The sequence below is a fragment of the Phormidium sp. CCY1219 genome, from assembly GCF_035615515.1.
Taxonomy (GTDB): domain Bacteria; phylum Cyanobacteriota; class Cyanobacteriia; order Cyanobacteriales; family Laspinemataceae; genus CCY1219.
On record NZ_JAJENT010000288.1, the window covers coordinates 1 to 4,084 of the forward strand.

The 4,084-nt window shown below is 50.6% G+C and carries 5 protein-coding genes; 2 read left to right on the top strand and 3 right to left on the bottom strand.

What is annotated here, in order from left to right:
• Positions 1-72 precede the first annotated feature (72 nt).
• The 3 genes from LKK83_RS04495 to LKK83_RS04505 form a co-directional block, all read right to left on the bottom strand.
• Positions 73-372: a DUF7734 family protein gene (locus tag LKK83_RS04495; RefSeq protein ID WP_324629698.1), complete on the bottom strand. Its 300-nt coding sequence runs from the start codon at positions 370-372 to the stop codon at positions 73-75.
• A 176-nt stretch (positions 373-548) separates the two neighbouring features.
• Entirely contained in the window at positions 549-1,148 is a 600-nt protein-coding gene (locus tag LKK83_RS04500) for a DUF3177 family protein (RefSeq protein WP_324629699.1), read from the bottom strand.
• Positions 1,149-1,360: 212 nt separating this feature from the next.
• Positions 1,361-1,585 carry a Calvin cycle protein CP12 gene (locus LKK83_RS04505; RefSeq protein ID WP_324629701.1) on the bottom strand — a complete coding sequence of 75 codons (225 nt, stop codon included), beginning with the start codon at positions 1,583-1,585 and terminating at the stop codon, positions 1,361-1,363.
• Positions 1,586-1,913: 328 nt separating this feature from the next.
• Here LKK83_RS04505 and LKK83_RS04510 point away from each other — a divergent pair, with 328 nt between their 5' ends.
• Together LKK83_RS04510 and LKK83_RS04515 are read left to right on the top strand one after the other, a co-directional pair.
• Positions 1,914-2,153, top strand: coding sequence for a hypothetical protein (locus LKK83_RS04510; RefSeq protein WP_324629702.1), 240 nt, complete (start codon positions 1,914-1,916; stop codon positions 2,151-2,153).
• An 856-nt stretch (positions 2,154-3,009) separates the two neighbouring features.
• Positions 3,010-3,984 (top strand): hypothetical protein, encoded by a 975-nt coding sequence (locus LKK83_RS04515; RefSeq protein ID WP_324629703.1) that lies wholly within the window; start codon positions 3,010-3,012, stop codon positions 3,982-3,984.
• The last annotated feature ends 100 nt before the right edge of the window (positions 3,985-4,084 follow it).

Sequence of the window (4,084 nt, forward strand, 5' to 3'; positions counted from 1 at the left end):
CACTTTGATAATGCCTTTAAGAGTTCAGTTTTGGACTGCTTAAGAATCCCCGCGTCTTCAGCGCGGGGAGTATCAAACTCCAACCTCTTCGAGCAAAGGCTGAATGGTTTCCCAGGTCAGTCCGCGATCGATGTATTGCGGCTGATTTGGATTCAGAGGACCTTTTAAGCGATCGATTTTGATAATTTTGGCGCGATCGGGGAGGACGGGAACATCCGGATCGAAGGCAGTGGGGCGCATTAACGAACTGGAAAATCCCTTAAAAATGGCAATTTCATCCATCTCCTCATCAATTTCAGCCTCGACCATCAACACTTCTTGGGGTCGTCTAACCGTGTATTGTTCCAAGCGCTGCCCAATGGAATTGCTCATCTCAATCGATGCTTTTCAATCAACAATCAACGAACTGTAAACGTGGGACGGGGAATTTTAAACCCAGTGAATTTCTCGTTTTAGGCACTTGCTGCCTTCGCCCATTATAAATTTATCGAGCCATTTTTCGAGTCATAAGAAAGCGTAATTTTCCGCGATTATTACATCCTAAAAGCTTAGTGACCCGTTGCGGAACGTCCTTCTTTTCCCAATCGAATAAACAAAAAGTAGGCAAAACAAAGAACGTAAAAGGTCAAGCCGATTAACCCAAAAAAGCCTAAAACTGCGGGGTCGGCATCGGTATGAAAAAGCTGCTTAAATCCCCAAGGTGGATCTAACCACACGCGACAGTAGGGAGTCGCGAGAATTGCGTCTTTACTGGAAAAGGCACAACTGAGAAAGGGAAGTTGAACCAAGCTTCCGATCGCCATGTAAACGGTAATTGCCCAACGCCAGGAGGTAAATGCCAGCTTCAAAGGTGACTGGGATTGGTCATCAATATCTTCATTGATATCCACCCAAAACCAAAGGGAAACGGGAATTAAAATGCGAGCCGCTAGTGCTGAAATAAAGCTAATTGGTAACGCTCCAATCATCAGATAGACGGTAATGAGCAGCAAGCTAGCCACCCGCCAATAAATGACTAACAGGTGTTGTATGGCGTCTGATTTGCCAGCAAAGGCCCAAATCAGTAGCACCAGGGGCAGAATAACGGTGAATACTACAGCTAGTCGATAATCCATCCAGACTAGCGGTTGAAACCAAGGTTGCTCCATTATTTGTCTCGTGGAATTATCTGGGGTCGAGTTTTGGTTCACTCGCCAACGGCTATTTCCGGAGAGAGTCCGGTAAATCTGCGCGATCGGCAACCATAAAGGCAAGCAACTGGACCTCGATAAATCGAGATCTAGTTGCATTTTTAACGAATGCGAGTTGAATCACGCAATCTCGGCGGATGAGGTGGGCCACCTTATCCCGTCACGCTCATCTATTCGTCGTAGATCCGACACTCTGCGGCATCGGGATTATCATCGCAATATTTTTCAAAGGAAGACTTGGGTTTGGTATTGCGCTGATCGGAGGCTTCAGCTTGCATTTCTTCTACCGCATCCCAAGCCGCCGCACATTCAGAGGAGCTTGCTCCACTGGTATCGCATACGCTACGCGCGTTTTCGCGCTCTTGTTCGATTTGTTGGTTGATATTGTTGCTCATTGCTTTTGTACTCTTAACTACTGCGATCGGCACGCAATTAGGAACCGAATTGATTTTAGCGCGAAGCTTTTTTGTCCGGGAGTGCCCGAGTCCAGGAATTCGGCAAGTGCCGAGGGATTCTAGAGTCGGTGCGATTTCCGGGAGGGGAGGTGTTCGGAACCACCGACGCCGCGCCGTTAATCGAGATTTGGTATTTAACGCGGCTTCCCTGGAATTAGGGATAGAGGAACAGGGGAACTGAAAGTGTATCTGTTTTTATTTTTTCAGCTTGACGAATGTCGATGGCCTTTCCCTCCCGATGAATTTTCTGCTGGCCGATCTGTTTTCTATGTTAACTTATGTTAAGCCATCGCGCGCAGATAATCCATTGCCCAGTCAAGAAACTGCGATTTTTGCGCGTTTTAAACAGCATATGGGGGAAAATCGGCAACCCCTCGTGATTTTTAGACCCCTCAGTTCAGAACCGCAAGAGAAAGCGATCGCCTCCGACAAGACGATCGCCCCTCAACCCGCCCCAAAGGCGATCGCCCGCCAGTTGTTGCCGCCACTGGCGCTTGCATGTCCCTAAATTTTCTCCTGGAGTTGGCCAAGAGTCAATCCCATCCGCATCCCTCCTCCCTCGTGCCTGGTTATGTTCCGCGTACCCACAGGGGGAGTTTTCTGCGGGAGTTAAATCTTCTGTTGGGGGATGGAACCTTGCGCCACAAAGCGACGTCAACAACCGAATATATCGCCAACCGCTCGTTTTATCGAACCCAAATCGGTGGGATAGCGTTTCTAGAACCCAAGCACTCCGATCGAATTTAGAGTGCTGAATTTTTGTAATTTCCGGGAGTCAAGCGATCGATTCTTAACGCGATCGCGAATCTTTGCCTGAAAAATTTTAGGGAGGTTTTGGAAGGTTAAATCCAGTCAGACGGGCAAGCAAAACTCAGGCGAAAGCCCAGATTGCAAGGGGTTTAGAGCGGAAAAGCCAAGCAAGCCGACGGCATTTTTCACCTAAATAAATCCGGCTTGATTAACCTTTCAAAACTTTCCATAAAATTTTAAGGTTGAAAGATTTGTTGGGGAAAAAAGTATGATAGAGTGAGCAAAGCGGAAGATAAAAAGCATACCGAAAAATTTCACGGGTCGCTAATTCAGGGGGGGGTCAAACCAGACACCTTCACCAGCGACCATCCCTAAATAGTGAAATCTCGAAAAAGCGCGATCGCGGCAATTGCCAACCATTCTCAGGCCAGATAGAACCTCCATTGATGCGAGTGCGTGTTTGCTCCTCGCCTGAAAAATGCCCCAGTAAACCCGATCGCCCTCCACTGGAGAAACGCCCACCGCTGCGGTGGAAAAGCCGACCCTCGGGTTAGCTCATTTCTAACCTCCAATTGCGGTGGAACGACGCCCACACTATCCTCTCACTCAGGTTTATGAAGATGTGCCGTGTAAAACTCGCCATATTCTTTGCCGTTGCTGGATTTGCTGCCCTAGGGTTGGGGCGGCCCACCCTGGCGCAAACCCCAACCCAAAGCTGTGAAGCCTGTGCCTTAGGCGGCGGTAGGGTCACCACCCGGGCGACATTTCCCAGCGCCCAAACCAATACATCTCCTGACGACAATAATCCGGAGGGAGAATTCCGACCCGACAGCCCGCCGACGGCGCGCGAGATTCAACAACAAAGCAGCCAACTGCAACAGCGCTTGCAAGCCATCCAACAAGTCCCCCTACAGCAAATCTATCTCGGCGCACCCGGAAGCAGTTCCAACACCCCCACCGCCTATGGAGGCAGTTTTGGCAGTGTGGGCGTCGGGTTCAGCTATCAAGAACGAACCCGCTACACCGAAGATGCCGATGGAACGGCGGGGGTGGTGGTCAGTTTTGGCAACCCGCAAACTAGCGTCGGTTTGGATGTGGGCGTTACCGCATTGGATCTGTCAGACTTCGGCGATCGCGGTTCGTTTAACTTCAAACTGCACCGCGCCCTTCCCCAAGACTTCGCCGTTGCCGTAGGACTGGAAAACGCCCTCATCTGGGGCTTCTCCGATGCCGATACCAGCGTTTACGGCGTGGTTAGCAAGCGGTTTCGCGTCAAAGAAAACAGCCAAGACCCCTTCAGCCGCATTTCCGTCTCCGCCGGGGTGGGCAGCGGACGCTTTCGGACCGAAGAGCAAGTGCAAGACGACGAAGGTAGCGTCGGCGTCTTTGGTAGCGTCGCCGTGCAAGTGGTCCCCCCCGTCAGCGTCTTTACCGAATGGACCGGTCAAGATTTGAACGTCGGCGCATCGGTGGTCCCGTTTCGCAATCTGCCCCTGGTACTGACTCCCACCCTCAGCGACGTCACCGAAACCGCCGGGGACGGAGTTCGCTTTACCCTGGGCGTCGGCTACGGAATGTCTTTGTTTTAAATCGATATTTTTGGAAGGATAAATAGTCAGGGACTCCGTAGAAACCAACCCCATGTCTAAAGCCAGGGGCTTGTACTTCTAACCACCTGACCAGCCTAAA